The sequence below is a fragment of the Rhodococcus sp. MALMAid1271 genome (assembly GCF_049195265.1).
GTDB lineage: Bacteria > Actinomycetota > Actinomycetes > Mycobacteriales > Mycobacteriaceae > Rhodococcoides.
In genome coordinates this window covers 1-21,222 of record NZ_JBMIRQ010000025.1, presented here as the reverse complement: position 1 = coordinate 21,222, position 21,222 = coordinate 1, and the positions used below count along the sequence as shown (strand labels likewise).

Here is a 21,222-nt window from a genome sequence, read left to right as displayed (position 1 = left end):
CTGCCGCCCTTCATTGGAGGGCAGCAGGGGCTCTATCCGCTCCCACTGCTCGTCGGTGAACTGGCGAAATCGTGACTTCGTCTGTCCCATACGGCCACGGTCTCGCGGGTCACCGCTCAGCTATGGGAGACACGCCCTAGTTCGCGCTCTAGGACCTTTGCTGGTCGACGTGATTGCTTAAAGGCGGGGTTCTGGCCAATCGCGCCGTCTACCGAGTACGCAGACTCGTCGGCTGTGTTGCGGATTTCGCGCGCAACTAGCTTGAGGCGGGCAACTTCGTTAGCCGAAGGGTGAACCATGCCGAAATAATATTCTAGTATTTTTCACCTGTCTAGTTCAGAGACCAATATTTGTGACGGCGTTCCCGACCAGGGGGGCGTGCTCCCGGCGGTAGACCTCGACGGAGTCGAGACTTGCGTGGCCGGTTTGTCGGGCGATGGCAGAGCCGTCCGCCCCGTTGCGGGTGCCTTGGGTGACGAATCCGGCGCGGAGGGAGTGTCCGCCGAGTTTGGTCAGCGCGGTGGGGTCATAGCCGGCGTGGTCGGCACGGCGGCGGATGGTCTGGTGGACCGCTGCTCCAGACAGTGGCGTTGCGCCCAGGTTGCCGTTCTTCGCAATGGCGCGAAACAGCGGTGCTCGGGCGGCGGTGCGAGGTACTCCCCCACGACATACGTGCTCGATGAACGGTTCTCGTTTGCGGAGTAGGCGGATCACAGCCGGCCGGCCGCCGGCATCGAATGCCGCGACCACCTGGGCCCACCGAACGTAGGCGCAGGGCGGGCAGGTCTCGTGAGACTCGGTGTACGGCAGGGCTTTCACTGCTCCCCTGCCTTCCTGGTCGGTCTTCGACTTCCGTAGCCGGATGTGCAGTCCGTCGTGCCGGTGCACGGTAACGTCGCCGCACACCATCTCCGACAACTCGCTACGGCGGTACGCACCGGCGAAGCCGAGCAGCAGGATCGCCGAGTCGCGGCGTTCCAAAACCTCGTCGGCCCAGCCTCTGCACCGTTCTCGGGCGGTCGAGACGAGCAACTTGATGTCGTCGACCAGCAGCGGATCTCGTGGCGTGCGGGGGCGGTCCCCCGCCGCTGCGTACTCCCGCCGAATCCCAGACAGGGTTGCAGTGACGAGTTCGTGCGCGGACGGGGACAGGTGGCCGGTCGTGCGATGCTGATGGTTGATCGCGGCGATCCAGGTGCCGAAGGTGGCGACTGCGTAGGCCCGCTCCCCGCTCTCGTTCCGGGTGTCGGCAGCGTCGACGAGGTAGGCGGCGACGGTGATCGGGTGCGCCGGAAGCGTCACGTGACCATTCGTGTCGCACCAGCTGGCGAAGCGTCGCCACGCGGCTGCGTAGGTCTGTCGAGTTCCCTCGGAGCGGGAGGATTGCACAGCGCTCGCAATCCTCTTCGCGACGGCGGGCGGGATCTCCGGCTCGACGGCCACCGACCTGCCACCCTCGGGGAGGCCGGCGGCAGTGATCACCGCGGGTGTTCGGGCTGGCCGGTAGTCCATACAGGCAGTTTAGCGCAGTTCACCGATACATCTGCAGCTTAAAAAAGCGCTGAACTGCTGTTTTGCGCAAGATGGCGCGGAAAATGCAATTTACGTGGGTGTAATCCATGAAGCTGTGGGTGACAACGAATGCGGTAAGAATGTCCCTGCTGCTCAACTTGAAAGAGCCGCCGTAGTAGACCCCAGTTTGATCTGGTCCGGGGCTGCACCAGGTGATCATGGCGGTCGTTGCCTCACCCGGTGGGTACAACTACCGGCAGTTCCGCATCTGCATTTGGGGCCCTCGAACGGTGGGATTTCCTCTTGGTCGTGGGGCTGGCCGGCCACTCCGTTATTCCACCGACTCCTTGGCTGCGTCCGGGCGCGGTGTTTCCGGCCGTTCCTACGACCTAGACAGGAACAGCCGCGCGGTGAAGCTCTCGTGTCTTGGGGTCGGCCTGGCGCACGTCGCGCACCGTGTCAGATGGTGCCGAAGGCGCTTGTGCACACCGCCAACCGTCAACTTGCCATCCTCGACGCTGAACTCGCCGCAGGGAGTCGGTTGTAGCCAACGGGTCGCGCGACGTCTCATTGGTCATCATCGGGTGGGACGCCCGTCCAACCTGTTGTGTTGACGGCAGCGCTAGTGATGATAGCTATCAGTGCGAGCAACGCTAGAGGGGTAAACCCCGAGCATCATTTCGCACAGGTCGGGTTGAATAAAGCGCTCAATCCGTACGGGATCACCGCGTACGGTTGGGATCATTTGGGTTGCGATGTTGCTGCCTGGCGCAGTCCGTCGTAGTCATGTCGCCTCTGAATGCAGTCCGCCGACCAGAGGGGCCGTCGACATTCGGTAGACGTGCTGTGCAGCAAGGTGTTGCAAGACTCTGCAACGCAAGCTCTCTACGGATCCTCTTGGCTTCGGCATATGCAAGTGCTAGTTCATCTAGCATTGCTATTTGTCGTGGTCGAGGCCGTTGCATGCGATTTGCGGCTCCATGCAGACGGGCAGTTAACCGGGTTCGCTCCAGTCGTGCTCTATTGCGCCGAAATCGGTTAGGTATGAGTGCAAGAATAGCTAGCAGAGCTAGCGCAGGAATCAAAGCGAGCAGAGCTATGAAAGTACGCTAATGTAGCTGACATAGCTGACATAGCTGGCAAAGCAACGCTTGATAAGCTTACTGTGTTAGTCGTAGGTGCTACACGAGCTTTGATAGCTAAGCAAGTGAGCGTTGCTGGTCTAGGTTGCGTGTCTTGCTTAACTAGCGAAACTTGGTTAGATACGCAAGGTACTGCAGCTCGGCGTGCAAACAGTGCGAGACAAGCGAAGCTAACAACGCAAGTGAGCAGAGCGCTCGTCGCAAGCTTCGCTCCGCGTGTTAACGCAGCACACCAAGCAATTGGTTATAGCGTAGCGAGCCAGAAGGCTTGCAGGCATAGGTCCAGGGTGAGCCAACGCAGTCTTCTCGGAGAAGAGAGAGTTCGTTGGCCTTGATCCTCGAACAGAGAAAGGAACGCGAATCCCAGTGTCGACGTCGTCGAAGCAACCCAGGAAGTTCGCCATATGCAACCAGAAGGGTGGGGTTGGGAAGACAGCGACAACACTCGGACTGGCGAGTGCATTGGCAGACAAGGGCAAACACGTCCTTGTCATCGATATGGATCCTCAGGCCAACGCGACGACCGGTCTGGGAGTCGACGTTGATGACGACATGCGAACTACCTTCGACCTGATGTCGGTCACTGGCGAGGGTGCAGCAGCGGATGCGGTAGTAGCAACCGAATGGGATCGGGTCGACCTGATCGCGGCGACTCAGAGCCTCGCCAATCTTGAGGCTGACGGCGCAAACGACCTGATCTTTCGGTTAGATATCGCGCTTGAGGGTGTCGATCTGTCGCCTTACAGTGCAGTCTTCATCGACTGCCCGCCGTCGCTTGGAAAGTTACTTTTCGCGGTCCTCTGCGCCTGCGACTCAGTCATTGCGGTCACCGAACCCACCATCGACAGCGTGCGAGCGATTACCAAGGTTGAGGAAACCATCACCAACGTCAAGCGGCGTGCGAACCCTCGTCTCGAACTTGAGAAGATCGTCTTGTCGAAGAAGCGAAGGACCTCGGAGCATCAGTATCGCGAGGACGAGTTGCGTGCTGCATACGGCGAATTGGTTGCAAGAGCGGGGATCCCGGAGCTGGCGGCGCGCCAAGACGCTCATAGCAGCCACACCCCCATCCATTCTTACAAGGGAGGCCGAGCGATAGATCTGCAAGTCGCCTACGACGCCCTGCTAAAAGAACTGTCTATCGACCTTGTAGGAGAGCCTGCCGCATGAACGCACAACGCGAACCCGCCATCCGCCGCCACCCGGCTGCAGACCTCCCTTCGCGACCGGCCGTTTCACCCCGGCGTGTTGGGCCCGAAGCACAGCAAGAATCAACCGGGTCGCCGAGCGTCGACGTTTCGACCAGTGCTGGCGGTATCGGACGGACAAACGAGCCCACTCTTCCGGCATCGAACGAACCTTCGGCTCCGCACAATGCGCGGCCGGCGGCAGGACCAGGCGCGGAAAAATTCACTGAACAGCACAATGTGCGGATACGGAGTTCGACCAAGCTTCGTTTGAACAGAGCCGTCGACAGGCTGCGGTACGAGACAGGGGACCGATCAATCAGTATTGCTTCCTTGACCGACGCGGCGCTCTGTGAGTACCTCGACAAGCGGGGCATCTAGACCGCTGAATGAGAGGATGCCCGCTTGCTGTGCTAGCTAGCGTTGCTAGCACAGCCCTTTTGGTCACCCATCACCATTCAGTCGTGTACATGTGCGCGATGGCAGACCTGAGGCGGGGGCCGAGACTTCAGGCACCCCAACAAGGCTCGGCGTCCTCTTTGACGGGCTACGACAACCCGTGCGGACACGAAATGGTGAAAGCGACTCTGGCAGGTGTTCGTCGGGATTATGCGTCGGCGGGGGAGCGGCCCCGCAACCCGCGGGCACCGCTGCTGACCTCCGACATCACCACGATCGTCGACCACGCGCGCCGCAGTGCTGTCGGGTGGGCGTCCGAGGTGCTCGAGCGCCGCGACACCGCGCTGCTGCTGATGGGCTTCACCGGCGCGTTTCGTCGCAGTGAACTCGTAGCGCTCGAATGCCGCGATGTCCGCCGCGACCGTCTCGACGGCGCGCACGTACAGATCCGGAAGTCCAAGACCGACCAGGCCGGCACCGGAGCAGTGAAAGCACTACCGTTCACCAACCGCCACGAGTCATGCCCGGTGTGCGCGTGGGTGCGATGGCTGCAGCTCGTCGCCGCGTTCGACACCGGCGGCAGAGTCGCCGTCATTCGGTTACTTTCCCGTGCAACACCATTCGACTCTCATGTGTGCCGGGGAGCATTGCCCGCCGCCGACAAATCTTCGCCGCTGTTCCGATCGGTCCGCAAGAATGGCAACCTCTCCGACACTGCGCTCTCCGGGGCTGCGGTGCACGCCGCGATCCGTCGCCGCGCCGCTCGCGCCGGCTTCGACCCCGAGACGGTCACACAGTTGGGTGGGCATTCGTTGCGGGCAGGATTCGTCACCCAAGCATTCCGCAACGGCGCAGACGCCCACGCCATCATGCGCCAGACCGGCCACACCACCCCTGGGATGGTCGAAATCTACGCCCGTGAGCACGCACCCATGCTCGGCAACGCCGTCACCGACCTCGGACTATGAAACCGGAATCGAACGGAATTACGTTCGGCTCGGTGGCTTATGGCATCTCGGGTCTCGGCCGCTCCGCAGAACACACATGGGCATTGTTCTGCGACTGGTGCGCTGCCAGCGACCGGTCGTCGCTGCCTGCTACACCGTCCACACTGGCAGAGTTTCTTGACCACCACCCTGCCGCAGTCGCCACGCAGCGTCGTCGAGTATCGGCTGTCAACGCTGCCCACCGCAGTCGCGGAATGACCGAACCCGGCCGCTCGGTCCCCATTCGGCTCGCTCTCGCAGAGCGCCGCCGGGAACGTCTCACCGAAATCCGTGGCTGCGCTGCATCGATCATCGACGGCATTCTGTCGTCTGGATGGCCATACGGGCTGTTCGGGCGACGTGATGCACTGATACTCACCTTGGTTTCTGCCGGACTGACTTACCGTGACATCAGCACTCTGCGCCGCGGCGACATCGAGGTCGCAGGGCCGGACCTGATCGTTTCCGGCCTGCACCGGGTCACCCCGACCATGCTCGGCAGTTACGGTGAGTCCGGTCCGGTCCGGTGTCGGTGTACCGGCGCTGGGCGCAACTTCAGTCGATGTTCGATCGCTCCGCGAGTATCTCGATGCTCCGTGAATTTCTCGACCCCGATCGCTCACCTTCGATGTCTGAGTCTCCGGTGGTGACAGCGCAGCACGCGGAGGAGCCGCTTGTGGTTCGTATCGACCGCTGGGGCTACACACCCTGGACACCGGAACCGCTCACAGTGCAGTCGCTGTCCGCACTGACGCGCGCTCACCTGAACGGTCGGCCGGCTGCGCATCGACCGCGCACCCTGTGGACGACGAACGACCCCGACAGTGCTGTTCTACAAGGAGCAGAACCAGGTCGATCGGGCTTCGTTCTGGACAATGCCTACTACGAGCACGGGATTCGTGCCCGGCGCGACGCACACATCCGCCTCGCCGAGCTCGACGATCGGTTCGACGACATCAATGACCGCGTCGACGATCTTTTGCGCACTCTCGTCGACATTCTCGACGAACACGACGGATGGGATCGCGGCGACTGTTGATGCTGTCTCTCGGGCAACTGGCATCGGCGGACTGATTGCACTGTCGGTGTGCTGTCGACCCATGGACACAGATGTCGACTTCCGTCACCGGCTCGATGTCTACGTCGATGAGTGGGTGCCCTTGGGTCGATGGCAGCACCGTCTTCGATACCCGACCGCCGAAACGACGAGACGACCGAAGGCGCGTCCAATTGTCGTCACAGTCATCGCAAACGACTACGAGTATGAGCCCCTGAGGGTGATATCAGCACATACCCATGGGGTACATCTGACCGTGTATACATCCGATGCTCGCTGGGTCGCCTCGGATAGCTAGGGGTCTCGGATCCTGCGACGTACGTGTCGTCGACATCCGTAATTTTCTGTGGGACACCCGACAGTGGGCTGCGGGTCGATTGGTTCTGGTGAGACGAGGAGACTGGTGTGATCGCTCGATGTCGCAGGTCGGACTCGGACTTCGATCCGGGGTACGTCGTGAGCGCCCCGACCTCCTTCGACTGCGGTCCAGCCACTCGGCCGGCCGTTCGACCAACATGCGGTTCGAGGCACCGCATCCAAACCTGGCCCGTGTCGGTGACGACTCGGTCTCAGCGAGAGGCCCGCGCGATCGTGTTGCCCGCCGGATCGTCGATCACGATCGAGTGGATGTCCTCGACAGAAAGGGACGTCGCGCCGGTCACCGCTGCTGCTCGGCTCGCGGTGACCGACCATTGAGCTGCTTGCTGTCGAGCCCCGTCGTTGCCGACCACCTGGAGAGTGAGGACGCCTGCGTCGGGGAGTTGTTGGACGTCGACGTCGATCGATGTGCCCCAGGCTTTCGTGGTGAGCTCGAGCTCACCTGTGGCCCCGACGGTGCTCGACAGAACGAGCGGGCGGGCTCCCGCATCGTTCACCGTTGTCGAATCGTCGGAGCGGGCGAGGCTACTGAGCGGGACGATCGCCGCAGCGACTCCCAGAACGAGGGTCGCCGACACCGCAGTCCACACTCGCCGCCGCCTCTTCTCGGAGGTCCGTTGCTGCCTCATCGCGCTCAGCAGGTGGTCGAGTCGCTGGTCTGCACCGGCCGTCGAGTGCACCGGTGAGAGATCTGCTGGCTGCCTTCGACGTCGAAGCACACCCGCGACGGGTGCCAGTACGTCGATTTCGGTTCGGCAGGCAAGGCAGTCGTCGAGATGTCGTCGTACCGCTGCTCGGTCGTCGCGCTCGAGTCCGTCGAGTACGTACGCCCCGAGCAGTGGTCGGATCTCGTCGTGCGCTGAGCTCATGGAATCAATCCCAACTCGTCGAAGATCCGGCGTAGGGCACGTACAGCGTAGTAGGAGCGGGACTTGACCGTGCCGACCGCGATATCGAGGTGTGCGGCCACTTCGGAGACGGTTCGGCCCTCGTAGTAGATGAGCACGATGACCGCTCGATGCTCCTCGGACAACCGGTGCAGCGACTCGTCTATGAGCCACCCGTCGAGGACCCCGCCCAATTCGTCGTCGATGCACTCGGCAGCGAGTGCGATCTGGTCGTGGACAAGAGTCGGCCTGCTCGTGCTCGCCCGCCACTGATCGGTGAGCACGTTTCGCGCGATCGTCATGAGATAGGACCGCGTCGATGCTGCTGTCACATCGATGCGGTCGATCCCGCGCCACGCACGCAACATCGTCTCCTGGACGATGTCCTCGCACTGCTCGCGGGTCTGGGTGTAGCGGCTGACGAATCGAGTCACTGCATGCTGGTGCTCGCGGAAGAGCGCCGACATGGCAACTTCGGACGCATCGACGAGCTGATGGTTCTGCTGTGAGCCGGATTCGACACCGTCCACCTAACTGCCCGAGCCGGAAGCGGCATCGGTGAAACCGGTCGTGGCGGCCTCGACCATGTCGAGAACGGGATTGGTCGGCGAGATCGAATGCCGAGCAGCGAGTACACGGATATCGGGATGAGCCACGTGAACGATCCCTTCGGAGTCCTGCCACGCCACGTATCGGGCGGGGAGGTCGATCCCCATGGTCTGCTGCGCTCCGACCAGCGCAGTCGAGACCGCAGGATTACCGACGTAGGTGACCATGGTGGGCCTCAGAGGTGTCTCGGCAGCGGCGGACGCGAGATCGACGGTGGCGACTGTGGGCTGATTCTTGGCCGCGAACGCTGCCTCGTATCGAGCGATGGACGCAGCAACCGATGCATCACTGGTCTTTTCGACCAGGTATCTCGGCGCTGTGGACACATCGGTGCCCTCTGCAGCGGCCGCCGAGGATCCCGTCGCATCGGACGCGGTGGATGCCGACCCGGCCCGGAGTCCGTCGAGGGCGTCGGACGACACCGGGATACCAGCGAGCGCCGCGATGTACTCCGCGGAGTTGTATGCTAGAAACACCGTCCCGTTGGCAGCCTGCCAGACCAGGTACTTCTGTGGAAGGTCGATCGCGGCCCGTTGATCCGCGGTGATCAACGGCGACGCCGCCTTCGGATTCCCCCCGATCACCACGGTGGTCGGACGGATCGTCTTACCTGTTCCCTGTGCCAACTTCTCGAAATCCACAGTGGCTGCCACAGTCCCCACCGTCTCGAGCGCGCGCTGGACCCGAGAGACCGTGTCACTCACGGAGTAGTTGCTGGCGTACACCACCAGACCGGGTTCGGACGGTGCTGCATCAGGTGTTGAGGCGCTCGGATCCGCCGACGTGGACACCGGAGTACTCGACACAGCGACCGAACCGGTGGGTTCGGTGGAACCGCACCCGGCGAGGGCGATCATCGCCGCCGACGCCAGGAGCGACGTTGCCATACGGAACCTTGAAGTGTTCATCACGTGTCCTGTCCTCGGGCCCACGACTGCTGTGGGCTTCACTGTGGTGTACGCACACCGAGCCTGAGGGGTTCACCCGAACCGAAGATCCTCCGGCGATTGCTCCCCGCAATCTCGGTGCCACTCGGCGCGGAACGCGCTGGCTCTGCGCTCGCCGCCTCACATCAGTCCGTCGCTCAGTTTCCGGACTCATTCCAGAAAAGTCATGCATACTGGTCGATGTGAGCTCATCGTCGAACTACTCGGAGATGCTGCGTAGTGCTGCGCTCAGAGTCACCCGCCCCCGTCTGGCGGTGCTCGACGTGGTGCACGAACATCCGCACGTCGACACCGACACCGTCTACGGAGCCGTTCGGGCCACCCTGCCCGACGTCTCGCGCCAGGCCGTGTACGACGTGCTCCGCGCTCTGACCATCGCGGGACTGGTCCGGCGCATTCAGCCGTCGGGTTCGGTCTCCCGGTACGAGAGCAGGATCGGCGACAATCATCACCATCTCGTGTGCCGCAAGTGCGGCGCGATCGCCGATGTGGAGTGCGCCGTCGGCGAGGCTCCGTGCCTCACTCCGTCGGAGGCCCCTGGTTTCGTCGTCGACGAGGCAGAGGTCATCTACTGGGGCCTGTGCGAGAACTGCTCCACCAGCGTCAGCCCCTGATGTCGCGGCGCGGGAGCGCCGCGGAAATCAGATCATTCACCATCTTCTGGAGGGAAACTCGTGTCCGAGGACCACACAACACGCGAAAAAGAGATGAACCAGGACCAGCCACAGGAGTCGGGTGGCAAGTGTCCGGTCATGCACGACTCGATGCCGGCACCCGTCGAAGGCGGAAGCAACCGCGAGTGGTGGCCCAAGTCCCTGAATCTGAAGATCCTCAAGAAGAACCCGGCAGTCGGCGACCCCATGGGCCCGGACTTCGACTACGCAGCCGAGTTCAACTCTCTCGATCTCGCTGAGGTCAAGCGCGACATCGAAGCCCTGATGACGAATTCGCAGCCCTGGTGGCCCGCGGACTTCGGCCACTACGGCCCCTTCTTCATTCGCATGGCGTGGCACGCAGCGGGCACCTACCGCAAGCAGGACGGACGCGGCGGTGCCGGAGCGGGCATGCAGCGCTTCGCGCCGCTGAACAGCTGGCCCGACAACGCGAGCCTGGACAAGGCCCGCAGGCTGATCTGGCCGATCAAGCAGAAATACGGCCGCAAGCTCTCCTGGGCCGACTTGATCGTGCTCACCGGCAACGTCGCCATCGAGTCGATGGGTCTGCCGACCTACGGCTTCGCCGGCGGACGCGTCGACGCCTGGGAGCCGGACGAGGACGTCTACTGGGGCCCGGAGCAGACCTGGTTGGGCGACGAGCGCTACTACGGTGATCGCACGACCCTCGACAACCCGTTGGCCGCAGTGCAGATGGGTCTTATCTACGTCAATCCCGAAGGCCCGAACGGTAACCCGGATCCGGTGCAGTCCGCACTGGACATCCGCGAGACCTTCGGCCGCATGGCCATGAACGACATCGAGACCGCCGCATTGGCTGTCGGTGGACACACGTTCGGCAAGACGCACGGCGCTGCCGATCCCGACGCGCACATCGGGGCAGAGCCGGAAGGCGCTCCCATCGAGCAGATGGGTCTCGGCTGGAAGAACAGCTTCCAGAGCGGCGTCGGCGCGGACGCGATCACCAGTGGTCTCGAGGTCATCTGGACCCCCACGCCCACGCAGTGGGACAACTCGTTCCTCGAGACCCTGTACGGGTTCGAGTGGGAGCTCTACAAGAGCCCGGGCGGTGCGCACCAGTGGCGCCCGAAGAACGGCGAGGGCGCGGACCTCGTTCCCGATCCCGCCGATCCCTCCAAGCGTCGCCACCCGTCGATGCTCACCTCCGACATCGCGATGCGCGTCGACCCGATCTACGAGCAGATCACCCGGCGGTGGCTCGATCATCCCGAGGAGCTCGCAGAGGAGTTCCAGAAGGCCTGGTTCAAGCTCACCCACCGCGACATGGGACCGGTCTCGCGCTACCTCGGCCCCGAGGTTCCGGCGGAGCCCCTGCTCTGGCAGGACCCGATCCCGGCCGTCGATCACGAGCTGATCGGTGACGCACAGATCGCCGAGCTCAAGCAGGCCATCCTCGGATCGGAATTGACTCAGGAGCAGTTGATCTCGGCTGCGTGGGCGGCGGCGGCGTCGTTCCGCGTCAGTGACAAGCGCGGCGGTGCGAACGGTGGCCGTCTGCGTCTGCAGCCGCAGGCCGGCTGGGAGGTCAACGAGCCCGACGAGCTCGCACAGGTCATCCGCGTTCTCGAAGGAATCCAGCAGTCGTTCTCCGGAACTGTGTCCTTCGCCGACCTCGTGGTGCTCGGTGGCGTCGCAGCCGTCGAGCAGGCCGCCAAGAACGCCGGCGTCGACATCACGGTCCCGTTCACTCCGGGCCGTATGGATGCCACGCAGGAGAAGACGGACGTCGACTCGTTCTCCGATCTGGAGCCCATGGTGGACGGTTTCCGTAACTTCCTGGGCAAGGGCCAGAAGCTTCCGGCCGAGTTCAACCTGGTCGACCGCGCGAACCTGCTCTCGCTCAGTGCACCCGAGATGACCGTGCTCGTCGGTGGTCTGCGTGTACTCGGCGCGAACTACAAGGGGTCGACGCACGGCGTTCTGACCGACAGGGTCGGCACTCTGACCAACGACTTCTTCGTCAACCTCCTCGACATGGGCACCGAATGGGTTCCCGCCGCCGAGGAGGGCATCTACGAGGCCAAGGACGCCGCTACCGGTGAGAAGAAGTGGACCGGAACTCGCAACGATCTGGTCTTCGGCTCGAACTCCGAGTTGCGCGCTGTCGCAGAGGTTTACGCTTGCGATGACGCCAAGGACAAGTTCGTCCGCGACTTCGTCGCGGCCTGGGACAAGGTCATGATGCTCGATCGCTACGATCTGGCCTGATTTCTCCATCGAACCCCATCTTCACCCCCGTACCGACTCTCGGTGCGGGGGTGAAATGGGTTCAGCGTCGGAGCCTCGGCGTCGTTGCGAAGTCTCGGTGGGCTGATCTCGTCGCCCCTACATCCTGGGTTGTTCGCCGTGGGTGCGCGACAAGTGTGGGTGGATGGCAGAGAAGCAACTTCTCGAGTTCGTCGAGACCGAGATAGCCGGGCGTGGCCGGTAGTTCGTGCCGCGAGGATGGTGGTCCTTGCTCCCGTTCAGGCCACTTTCGTGGCGTGAAGACGCTCGACGAGACCGAGAGTGAACCGGTCGATGTCCTCGATGGAGAAGCTCTCGTCACCGGTGATCACGAGCGAGGGCCGGCGCAGAAAGTGCTCGCCGCCGATCGGGACGCTCACCAGTTCCAGGGCGCGTTGGATCCATCGAACCGGCCGGATCGACGAGGCGACGTGATCGGCGAGTAGCAACGTTCCACCCGGACGCAGCACCCGCGACATTTCCGCGAGCGCGATGTCCGTGGCGGGGATGGCGCAGAGTGAGAACGTGCACACCACGGTGTCGAAGGATGCATCGGGAAAGTCGAGAGCATGAGCGTCCCCGAGCGTCAGGTGCGCATCCGGTCTGACGTCGGCGGCGCGAAAGTGTGCCTGCGCGAGCATGTCCGGACTCAGCTCGATTCCGGTCAACGATGTCCCCGCCGGGTAGTGCTCGAGATTGAGTCCCGTTCCCACTGCGACCTCGAGAACCTGGCCTCGGGCGCGACTGCAGATCCAGGATCTGGTGTCGCGGAAAAGGACTCGGTCGAGGAAGGTCATGTGCTTGTCGTAACCGGCCGCTTGCTTGTCCCAGAATCGTTGCCATCGGGCGAGACGGTGCGTCGAATCGCCGACCATCGCTCAGTGCTCCCGGCCGGGAGCGATGGGTGCCGCGGCGGTGCGTGAGGCCTCGGACTCGGGGTGCGCCGCCAGATAACGCTTCTTGACCAGCTCCGATTCCTGCGCTTTACGGGAGTTCGTGAGATCGCGGGGCAGCATGTGTCGCACGAGGCGGCGTTGCCGATTCTCTTCCATGTACGAGGCGGTGAAGAACAGCGAGAGCAGGACCGCCAGAAGCACCATGGAGCCACTCAACCACAGTTCACCCGGAAAGAACATGAACACGGCGTAGATGGGAAGAAACGGAACCTGGCCGCGGATCAGGTGCCGAACCACGGCGTGATTGCCCGTCAGATCGTTGGCCACCCAGTCCGTCATGGTCGAGGGCAGAGTGCGGCCGAAGGCGTAGCCGACCCACTGCCACGGCAAAGGGCGGGTCCTGTTGCGGTTCACCGGGTCGGGGTCGCTGTGCTCTGACGCATCCCCAGCCGCTTCATCAACAGGCTGGCCGGGCACCATCCGACTGCGGAATACAGCAGCAGATTCCCGCCGACGAATGCTGTCAGGACATGCCAGCGGCGGTCGTGAAGGGAACCGGCGGCGAGGCTGGCAAGGACCATGGTGCCCGCCAGCGCGGGGACTGCGCGTTCGATACTCGGTCCGCCGGGGCCGGTGAGGGTGTCGGTGCATGACATGCGGTAGATCCTCGCTTCTCTGCGTGTGGTGCGGTCGTCCGTGCATACCCTAGGGGGTAGATACGATGATACCAGCATACCCCTGGGGGTACTGTGTTACGGTTCCTCCATCTTCCCGACCAGTAAGGACACGATGTGAGTTCCACCGACGTTCGAACCGACGAGAGTTCTGCAGACAACTCGCCGCCAGGAATCACCGGCGGGCCGTTGGCGCGCTTCGGTGCGCGCATGGCAGGCAACTTCAAGTGGGTGGTCACCGCGTGGCTCGTGGTCATCATCGGATTGGGAGCGTTCGCCCCGTCGGTGTTCGGATCCCTCGCCGGTGCCGGGTGGCAATCCAACGGATCGGAGTCGGTCCAGGTTCGCGAACTCGCACAGGAGCACTTCGGCGGGAACTCCTCGGCCGCGATCCAGGTGGTCGTGCATTCGGACACCGAGCAGGTGACCGATCCCGCTGTCGCGGCGGTCATTTCCGAGGTCACCGACATTCTGGCCGCCGATTCGCGGATTTCCGAGGTGATCCCCCCGCAACCGGGAATGTCGATCAGCCCCGACGGACACACCGGGATCCTCATCGGTGGAGCGAACGGGACCACCGACGAGATGGTGAAGGCCGTCGACGATCTCAAAGGTGAGCTGACCGCAGCCTCCACGGACTCGATCGAGGTCTACCCGACCGGAGCATCGGCACTGTGGAGTGACTTCAACAAGGCCAACCACGACGCGATGATCAAGGCCGAAATCATCTCCTGGCCGGTCACATTGGCGATCATGGTGCTCGCGTTCGGATCGCTCGTCGCCGCCGGACTACCGCTGCTGCTGACCCTGGCGGGCCTGGTCGCATCCGCGGGTGCCCTGGTTCTGCTCAACGAGGTCACACCGATCTCGGTGTGGGCGATGAACTTTGCGATGATGTTCGCGCTGGCGCTCGGTATCGACTACGCGCTCTTCCTCGTCGTCCGATTCCGGGATGCCCTCCGTAAGACCATCGACGCCGGCCAGATGGATTCTCGGCGTGCGGTGGCCGAAACCATGGACACCGCAGGTAAAGCCGTTGCCCTGTCCGGTCTGACGGTGCTGATCAGCCTGTCCGCCGTGCTTCTGGTACCTGCACCTGCGGTACGCACGATGGCCGTGGGCATCATGCTCGCGGTGGTGTTCGTTCTCGCGGCCACCCTCACACTGCTCCCCGCAGTTCTGGGCAAGCTCGGACCGAAGGTCAATGCCGGCTCCCTCCCGTTCGCGAAGCGGCAGGAGCACCGCTCGCCGAAGTTCGCCTCCTGGGGACAGGTGCTGCACAAGCATCCGTGGCCGTTCGCCATCGGCGCACTGCTGATCCTGGTGGCACTGACGCTCCCGGTGTTCGGCCTCAAGGTCGCCATGCCGTCGATTTCGGTGGTGCCCGAGGACGCCCCGGTGCGGCAGGGCTACGAACTGGTGCAGGCGCAGATGGGTGAGGGTGCCCCGGGCATGCTGCAGATCATCGCCCCCACGGCGGAGGCAGAGCAGACCGCGCAGATCGCCGCGGGCACCGACGGGGTGTCGATGGTGACGCCGCCGATGCCCGCGATGGACGGCTCCGGTTACGTCATGCTGCAGGCCATTCCGGACGTGGACCCGTCCGACCCGGCACTCGCGGCCACTCTCGACACACTGCGTGCCGAGCTACCCGAGGGCGCGATCGTCGGCGGCGCACCCGCGGAGAACCTGGACCTGCAGACCGCGTTGAACGAGTACCTGCCCATCGTGGTGTCGGTCATTCTGGTGCTCGGATTCCTGTTGTTGCTGATCGCGCTGCAGGCACCGCTGATCGCCCTGCTGGGGACCGTGGTCAGCCTGCTGTCCACCGGCGCAGCGTTCGGTGTCGCGAAGCTGATCTTCCAAGACGGTCACGGGGCGTCGCTGCTCGGATTCACCCCGCAGGGATTCCTGAACGGTTGGGGCCCGGTGTTCTTCTTCGCGATGATCTTCGCAATCGCGATGGACTACACGGTGTTTCTGCTGTCGAGCGTCAAGGAACACTACGAGAACACCGATGATCCGCACGGTTCTCAGGTCGACGGAATGGCGCATTCGGGTCGGGTGATCTTCGCGGCGGCAGCGGTGATGATCGCGGTGTTCTTCTCGTTCGCGCTCGCCGAACCACTGCCACCCAAGGAGATGGGCATCATCCTCGGCGTCGCCGTACTGCTCGATGCCGTACTCATTCGACTGGTCCTGCTACCGGTGCTGCTGCGCCTGACCGGCCACGCCGCATGGTGGTCACCGACGTGGCTGCGAGCGGCACTACCCAAGATCGGCTTCTCGCACAGCTGAGACGCTCGCACCGTCGAAATGCTCAGCATAGTGGTGGCCGACACCGTCCGGCGTCGGCCACCACGACCATCGTTACCCCTAGGGGTAACCTGGAGTTTCATCGAACGAAGGACTGAACGACATGACCGGTGACGCCGAAAGCATCGCGTTGGTATTGAACCGTCTGCGGCGTGCGCAGGGTCAGCTCGCCGGGGTTATCTCGATGATCGAGAGCGGCCGTGACTGCAAGGACGTCGTCACCCAGCTGGCCGCGGTGTCGAAGGCTCTCGACCGGGCAGGCTTCAAGATCGTCGCCACCGGACTCCGTGAGTGCATCACCGGGGCGGAAACAGGGGAGAAGATGAGCGAAGCGGAGCTCGAGAAGCTCTTTCTCGCCCTCGCCTGACAACGGTCCGATCACCCCCGCATCGATGCACGGGGGTGATCGGACCGAGGCAGGACAGCCGGTTCGAGATGGGGTGCTCGGGCCCGCGACGTGTCAGCTCCTGCGCGCTGGACCGGGATGCTCGGGTGGGCGGGTGAACACCACACGAGCCCAGAGAACGGTGGACAGCAGGGCTGCCACCGCCCCCAGATACAGGCCGATCGATGGACCCGCCACCGTCGCGGTCGGTGCCAGTGACTGCCGAGCCCAGATCGCGAGCACACCGAACACCGTGGTGACACCGTTGCCCGCCAAAGCCAGAGCGGCCCACCGAAAACGCCGAACCAGACGCGCGATCGAGGCCGCTACGACGGTGAACGTGAGAGTGAATGCGGTGAACAGTGTCGCCAACACACCCGCTGATTCCGCGTCGGCGCTTTCGGTGCGCAGAAGAACGTCGTACCCGTGTGCGCCGCCGGTGTGCGGAAGCACCACTCCGAGCACGGCCGCCGACACCAGAACGAGCAGATACGGGGTGACCCGGGTGATCACCACCTCCGGTATCACGCGTCGTTCGATGGCCTCGAACACCGACCGATAGTGGCTCAGGTCGCCCTCGCGGTCGTAACTGTGCGGCGGTCGACCGTTCACGCTCGGCCGGTGAGAATGGCATTCCAGTACAACGCCGGCAGTCCGCGTCTCTTGAGGAACCACATGTCGCGGCGTTCGCGGGTGGTGTCGATCAGCGGTATCGAGGGAGCCGGCTGCATCGTGTAGTCGAACTCGGCCAGAAGCATCGTCTTACGAGAGGTGGTCAAGGGGCAGGAGGCGTACCCGCCGTACTGTGCGGTCAGTGGACGGCCGGCGATGCTCGCCTGCAGGTTCTCGGCGACCACGGGTGCTTGCTTGCGGATGGCGGCACCGGTCTTGGAATTCGGTGACGATCCGGCGTCACCGAGGGCGAAGACGTTGTCGAATCTGTTGTGACGCAGTGTGTTCTTGTCGATCTGGACGTATCCGGCTGGATTCTCGGGGTCCGCTATGGGGCTGGCCTTGATCCAGTCCGGTGCAGATTGGCGCGGTACGACGTGGAGCAGATCGTAGGGTAGCTCGTCGGTGGTACCTGCACTGTTGTCGGTGATCGTCACCGACCGGCCGTCCGGATCGACAGCGGTGACTTCGCTGTTCTTGCGCACCTCGATGCCGTAACGCGCCACGACTCGTTCGAGCTCCTCGGCGAACACCGGTACCCCGAACATTCCGGGTGTGGGCAGGACGAGGACAACTCGGATGGCATCGAGCACGCCCTGCTCGCGCCAGTAGTCGGCCGCGAGGTACGCGATCTTCTGCGGGGCACCCGCGCATTTGATGGGGCCGGAGGGCATCGTGAACACGGCGGTGCCCGACCGCATCTTTTGAATCATCTGCCACGTCTTGGGTGCGAGATCGTAGCGGTAATTGCTCGAGACCTGCGGGGTGTCGATCGATTCGGCCATGCCGGACACCGAATCCCAGTCGAGCTGGATGCCGGGGCACACCACCAGGTGGTCGTAATGGATCGTAGTTCCCGAGGAGGTGCTGACCGTCTGGGCATCGGGGTCGACCCCCTCGGCGCGATCCTTGATCCAGCCGACGCCCTGGGGCATCACCGACGCCTCGCTGCGCGCACTCTCCGAGGCCGGGGCGCGGCCTCCACCGACGAGCGTCCACAAAGGTTGGTAATAGTGGGTCTCTGCCGGCTCGATGATGCCGATGTCGGTCATTCCTGCTCGCCGCAAACGTGCCGCGAGCGAAATACCGGCGTTGCCTCCGCCGATGATCGCGACTTTGTGGTCGATGGTGTGCGCGGACATGTGGTCCTCCTGTTCGAGACACGAGCTCGGTGAGCGCTGTCTCGATTTCGGTTGATGCCGGGTGGTTCAGCTCGACGTCGGTGTGGGCGCGAGCCGTGTGGTCACAACATTGGTGGTCATTGAAGCCAGGTGCACTGCATCCACAGCAGTCGTGCTGGAAGGTCATTCCGGCGTTCGAGCAGGTGGTGCAAGGACACGTGCCGAGGTGTACGTCGCCCTCTCCTTGATTGATCGTACGGATGTACGTACATTATGGAAGAGGTTAGTCGCCAATACCGACAAACGCCACACTCGGGACGAATGAAATTTCCTCGTCCGCCCCGAGTCGGCGAGTGCCGGACGGCTGAGGAGGACGTGATGATCGGCAACCACTGCGATGTCGCTGTGAGTCGTTGCGCCTCGCTGGATCGGCCGGTTCCCGCGCCCCTGGGTGTGCGTCGGTATTTCGACCCACTCCACCTCCGCCCCGTGAGATCGGTTCCGTGCGCCGCGGCGCACAGAACCTCCTGAAAATACCCCACGGGGTACCATGAATTTTGAGACCTGTACGGACGCCACCACGATCGACAAGGAGATTTCGATGCTTCTCGAACGCATCTACGACGAAGACCTCGCCCAAGCCGGATACTTCATCGGCTGCCAGGCCAAGGGAGAGGCAGTGGTGGTCGACGCCCGCCGCGACATCGGTGTGTATCTGGACCTGGCCGATCGGCATGGCATGACCATCACCGCCGTGACCGAGACCCACATCCATGCCGACTACCTGTCCGGCACTCGCGAGCTGGCCAAGGCCACCGGCGCGACCACCTACGTCTCAGGAGAGGGCGGCGACGACTGGCAGTACGGCTTCGAGGCCGAACGCCTCCACGATGGCGACACGCTGGCCCTGGGGAACATCACCGTGCAAGCTGTTCACACGCCCGGTCATACCCCGGAGCACCTCTCGTTCCTGGTGACCGACGGTGCTTTCGCCGATGCTCCGGGATACATGTTGACGGGCGACTTCGTCTTCGCCGGCGATCTCGGCCGCCCGGACCTACTCGACGAAGCTGCAGACGGTGTCGACACCCGTTTCGAGGGTGCCAAGCAGATCTTCCGCAGTCTGAAGCGGTCGTTCGTCACGCAGCCGGATCATGTCCAGGTCTTTCCGGGTCACGGTTCGGGCAGTGCCTGCGGAAAAGCTCTCGGCGCGTTGCCGTCGACCAGCGTCGGCTACGAACGCCGTTTCGCTTGGTGGGCCGGGTATGTCGAGCGCGACGACGAGCAGGGCTTCGTCGATGAGATGCTCGACGGTCAACCGGATGCACACGCCTACTTCGGCCGGATGAAGCGTCAGAACAAGCAGGGCCCGGTCGTTCTCGGGCCGCTGTCTTCCTTGCGCGAGTACGACTCCGCAGAATTGGCACGCGCCCTTGACTCCGACGAGGTCGTCCTCCTCGACACCCGCGGCCAAGATGAGGTGCACGCCGGCGCTGTCCCCGGAGCGCTCAACATCCCCGGCATCGGCAAGGCAGCCTCGTTCGGTGCCTGGGTCTACGACCCCGAACGAGAGGACACTCCACTGGTGGTGCTCGCCGAGGACCACGCCGTCGCCGACGAGCTACGTGATCACCTGCTGCGGGTCGGCATCGATACGGTGACCGGGTACGTCACGAGTCTACGAGGGCTCCCCATGACGACACCCGAGACGATCGGTGCGGACGAGCTGGATTCGTTCGACCCGGCAATGGTGCTGGACGTGCGCAACAAAACCGAACACGCCGACGGCCACATACCTGGCTCCGAACAGCTCAGCGGTGGCCGATTGCTGTGGAACCTCGACGGACTGCCCACTGGCGGTCCGATCGTGACCTACTGCCAGAGCGGCGTCCGTAACGCGGTCGCAGCCAGCGCCCTGCGCCGCGCCGGCTACCGAGTTGTCGAACTCGAGGGCAGCTACGCCGCCTGGGCCGCGCGCAACCTCGAAACAGTCTGATCGAACACGCCCGAATCGGAGGCGGTGGTGCAGTCCGCCCCCGATTCGGCCCTGCGCTCGCCCTGTCGGCTCGCCGCGCCACCGACGGTAGAGCAAACCCCGGGGGGAGCAGACCCGGGCGACAGGTCTGACTCCCACAGGAGCTCGTTCGTGCTCGGCAACGACTTTCTCGATGCGAGGGTCGTCTCGTTGCGTGCCGACGATGCCGACGGATGGTCCGTCGGGGACGGGAGAGCTGACGGCCCCGAGATCCTCGGTTGACATCGCTTCGACGCGGAGAGAGCATCACTCCCGTCTGTACGGATGTACGTACATTTGTTGTACAGTAGCCCCAAGGGTCAGCAGCCGGCGGCTCGAATTCGGATTCCGACACAGATCGACAGGAGGGCCTCTGATGGTTGAACCCGATCGTAGTGCCGTGCTCGACCGTTCCAGTGCGATGCCGCTGTGGGCGCAACTGCATGCCGATCTGGTCCGCCGAATCGGCGACGACGAATTCGCCGGATCCGAGTTCCCGGGTGAGCATGCGTTGACGACGAGCTACGGAGTGAGCCGTCACACCACCCGCGAGGCCCTGCGGCACCTGCGGAACGAAGGAATCTTGATTGCAGAGCGTGGCCGGCCCTCTCGGTTGGCGGCTCCGCCGGTGATCGAGCAGCCACTCGGTGCGCTCTACAGTCTTTTCGCTGCCGTGGAAGCCACGGGTGTTGCCCAGCACAGCGTGGTGCGTGCACTCGAACTGCGGACCGACCCCGCGGTGGCCGCTACCTTGCAGGTCGGTCCCAAGGCTCCGCTGCTCTACCTGGAGCGCATCCGTATGGCAGGGACCGTGCCGTTGGCGCTCGACCATGCCTGGTTGCCGGGGGATCTGGCACGCGACCTCCTGGATGCGGACTTCACTCACACGGCTCTCTACATCGAGCTCGAGAAACGCTGCGGCATCCGCCTGACCGGTGGCCGCGAGGACGTCACTGCCGTCGTCCCGGATCCGGAGGCTGCGGCAGCACTCGAACTCGACTCGAAGACCGCCGCGCTGTCGATCCGCCGCTTGGGTTGCATGAATTCCCGGCCGGTGGAGTTGCGGCACACAGTGATTCGAGGAGATCGGTTCACCGTCTCGGCCACGTTCTCACCGAG

General features: G+C 63.7%; 17 protein-coding genes and 1 pseudogene. 9 read left to right on the top strand and 9 right to left on the bottom strand.

The annotated features are described in order from the left end of the window. Nucleotides 1–336: 336 nt before the first annotated feature. Nucleotides 337–1,512, bottom strand: a complete 1,176-nt coding sequence (locus ACOQFP_RS01390; RefSeq protein WP_421583209.1) for an integrase — start codon at nucleotides 1,510–1,512, stop codon at nucleotides 337–339. A 1,508-nt stretch (nucleotides 1,513–3,020) separates the two neighbouring features. Between ACOQFP_RS01390 and ACOQFP_RS01385 the strand changes: the two genes are divergently transcribed. The 3 genes and pseudogenes from ACOQFP_RS01385 to ACOQFP_RS01375 all read left to right on the top strand — a co-directional run bounded on the left by ACOQFP_RS01385 (nucleotide 3,021) and on the right by ACOQFP_RS01375 (nucleotide 6,265). Then, complete coding sequence (locus tag ACOQFP_RS01385; protein WP_421583208.1) at nucleotides 3,021–3,824, top strand: ParA family protein; 804 nt, start codon at nucleotides 3,021–3,023, stop codon at nucleotides 3,822–3,824. A gap of 562 nt (nucleotides 3,825–4,386) precedes the next feature. Further along, nucleotides 4,387–5,208: pseudogene (locus ACOQFP_RS01380) on the top strand (site-specific integrase); the annotation flags it as partial. Between the two features lie 580 nt (nucleotides 5,209–5,788). Continuing rightward, nucleotides 5,789–6,265 carry a hypothetical protein gene (locus tag ACOQFP_RS01375; protein WP_421583207.1) on the top strand — a complete coding sequence of 159 codons (477 nt, stop codon included), beginning with the start codon at nucleotides 5,789–5,791 and terminating at the stop codon, nucleotides 6,263–6,265. A gap of 587 nt (nucleotides 6,266–6,852) precedes the next feature. On the opposite strand, the gene ACOQFP_RS01370 is transcribed toward ACOQFP_RS01375, so the two are convergent. Genes ACOQFP_RS01370 through ACOQFP_RS01360 form a run of 3 tightly spaced genes read right to left on the bottom strand, consistent with a single transcriptional unit; the run spans nucleotide 6,853 to nucleotide 9,044 of the window. Next, nucleotides 6,853–7,530, bottom strand: coding sequence for a zf-HC2 domain-containing protein (locus ACOQFP_RS01370; protein ID WP_151097330.1), 678 nt, complete (start codon nucleotides 7,528–7,530; stop codon nucleotides 6,853–6,855). Further along, nucleotides 7,527–8,078 carry a sigma-70 family RNA polymerase sigma factor gene (locus tag ACOQFP_RS01365; protein WP_006898178.1) on the bottom strand — a complete coding sequence of 184 codons (552 nt, stop codon included), beginning with the start codon at nucleotides 8,076–8,078 and terminating at the stop codon, nucleotides 7,527–7,529. The genes ACOQFP_RS01370 and ACOQFP_RS01365 overlap by 4 nt, the downstream gene beginning before the upstream one ends. After that, entirely contained in the window at nucleotides 8,079–9,044 is a 966-nt protein-coding gene (locus ACOQFP_RS01360) for a DUF302 domain-containing protein (RefSeq protein WP_039868152.1), read from the bottom strand. 269 nt (nucleotides 9,045–9,313) lie between these two features. Between ACOQFP_RS01360 and ACOQFP_RS01355 the strand changes: the two genes are divergently transcribed. Continuing rightward, on the top strand, nucleotides 9,314–9,718 hold the full coding sequence (locus ACOQFP_RS01355; RefSeq protein WP_006898181.1) for a Fur family transcriptional regulator: 405 nt from the start codon (nucleotides 9,314–9,316) through the stop codon (nucleotides 9,716–9,718). 93 nt (nucleotides 9,719–9,811) lie between these two features. Continuing rightward, nucleotides 9,812–12,007 (top strand): catalase/peroxidase HPI, encoded by a 2,196-nt coding sequence (gene katG / locus ACOQFP_RS01350; protein ID WP_421583210.1) that lies wholly within the window; start codon nucleotides 9,812–9,814, stop codon nucleotides 12,005–12,007. 257 nt (nucleotides 12,008–12,264) lie between these two features. Here katG and ACOQFP_RS01345 read toward each other — a convergent pair whose 3' ends face one another. Genes ACOQFP_RS01345 through ACOQFP_RS01335 form a run of 3 tightly spaced genes read right to left on the bottom strand, consistent with a single transcriptional unit; the run spans nucleotide 12,265 to nucleotide 13,577 of the window. Then, nucleotides 12,265–12,900: a class I SAM-dependent methyltransferase gene (locus ACOQFP_RS01345; RefSeq protein ID WP_151097334.1), complete on the bottom strand. Its 636-nt coding sequence runs from the start codon at nucleotides 12,898–12,900 to the stop codon at nucleotides 12,265–12,267. A gap of 3 nt (nucleotides 12,901–12,903) precedes the next feature. Next, nucleotides 12,904–13,335 (bottom strand): DUF5313 family protein, encoded by a 432-nt coding sequence (locus ACOQFP_RS01340; protein WP_377450336.1) that lies wholly within the window; start codon nucleotides 13,333–13,335, stop codon nucleotides 12,904–12,906. Then, nucleotides 13,332–13,577, bottom strand: a complete 246-nt coding sequence (locus ACOQFP_RS01335) for a YgaP family membrane protein (protein ID WP_006898186.1) — start codon at nucleotides 13,575–13,577, stop codon at nucleotides 13,332–13,334. Before ACOQFP_RS01335 ends, ACOQFP_RS01340 begins: the two co-directional genes overlap by 4 nt. Before the next feature lie 135 nt (nucleotides 13,578–13,712). Between ACOQFP_RS01335 and ACOQFP_RS01330 the strand changes: the two genes are divergently transcribed. Both ACOQFP_RS01330 and ACOQFP_RS01325 read left to right on the top strand, forming a co-directional pair. Continuing rightward, nucleotides 13,713–15,893: an MMPL family transporter gene (locus ACOQFP_RS01330; RefSeq protein ID WP_421583206.1), complete on the top strand. Its 2,181-nt coding sequence runs from the start codon at nucleotides 13,713–13,715 to the stop codon at nucleotides 15,891–15,893. 121 nt (nucleotides 15,894–16,014) lie between these two features. Next, entirely contained in the window at nucleotides 16,015–16,278 is a 264-nt protein-coding gene (locus tag ACOQFP_RS01325; RefSeq protein WP_206497637.1) for a metal-sensitive transcriptional regulator, read from the top strand. A 93-nt stretch (nucleotides 16,279–16,371) separates the two neighbouring features. On the opposite strand, the gene ACOQFP_RS01320 is transcribed toward ACOQFP_RS01325, so the two are convergent. After that, nucleotides 16,372–16,908, bottom strand: coding sequence for a hypothetical protein (locus tag ACOQFP_RS01320; protein ID WP_006898189.1), 537 nt, complete (start codon nucleotides 16,906–16,908; stop codon nucleotides 16,372–16,374). Then, on the bottom strand, nucleotides 16,905–18,110 hold the full coding sequence (locus tag ACOQFP_RS01315; RefSeq protein ID WP_151097337.1) for an NAD(P)/FAD-dependent oxidoreductase: 1,206 nt from the start codon (nucleotides 18,108–18,110) through the stop codon (nucleotides 16,905–16,907). The genes ACOQFP_RS01320 and ACOQFP_RS01315 overlap by 4 nt, the downstream gene beginning before the upstream one ends. A 580-nt stretch (nucleotides 18,111–18,690) precedes the next feature. Here ACOQFP_RS01315 and ACOQFP_RS01310 point away from each other — a divergent pair. Both ACOQFP_RS01310 and ACOQFP_RS01305 read left to right on the top strand, forming a co-directional pair. Next, complete coding sequence (locus ACOQFP_RS01310; RefSeq protein ID WP_206497638.1) at nucleotides 18,691–20,085, top strand: MBL fold metallo-hydrolase; 1,395 nt, start codon at nucleotides 18,691–18,693, stop codon at nucleotides 20,083–20,085. Nucleotides 20,086–20,479: 394 nt separating this feature from the next. Continuing rightward, a partial coding sequence (locus tag ACOQFP_RS01305) for a GntR family transcriptional regulator (protein ID WP_421583205.1) occupies nucleotides 20,480–21,222 on the top strand: 743 nt, incomplete at its 3' end.